The organism is Achromobacter pulmonis, assembly GCF_002885955.2.
GTDB classification, from domain to species: Bacteria; Pseudomonadota; Gammaproteobacteria; order Burkholderiales; family Burkholderiaceae_B; genus Achromobacter; species Achromobacter pulmonis_A.
This window is the reverse complement of the sequence record NZ_POQS01000084.1, coordinates 1-388: the sequence shown is the minus strand read 5'-3', so window position 1 is coordinate 388 and position 388 is coordinate 1. Positions and strand designations below refer to the sequence as shown.

Genomic DNA, 388 nt, shown 5'->3' with positions numbered 1-388 from the left:
TTTCTGGCTCATGGCGTTACGCTCCTTTCCGCTGGACGGCGCGCACGGCCGTCACGTAGTCGCACTTGTGGGACTCCTGGTAGGCCAGGGCCTGCTGGTGCAGGCGGGCCTTGTCGGGGTCCACCTGGTAGCCCTGGGGGGCCTGGAAGGCGCCCGCCTCGGGCAGCTCCTCGGCGCGGCCGCGCTCGGCGTAGTCCACCGATTGCGGCAGCTCCTTCAGGAAGCCTTCCAGGAAGGCACGGGCGCTGGTCTTGGTGCGGGTCGCCCCTTCGCCGAACTCCAGCGGCTGCTCGGCCTCGTCGCTGGCCATGAAGGCCACCAGGCCGTCGCGGTGCCGGGGCAGCACGCGCCCCTCGGCCACCAGCTTGTCCACCAGCTGCACACTGGT

At 70.9% G+C, this 388-nt stretch carries 1 pseudogene; it reads right to left on the bottom strand.

The window, feature by feature from the left end:
* Positions 1-16 precede the first annotated feature (16 nt).
* A pseudogene (locus C1I89_RS33855) lies at positions 17-388 on the bottom strand (peptidase); the annotation flags it as partial.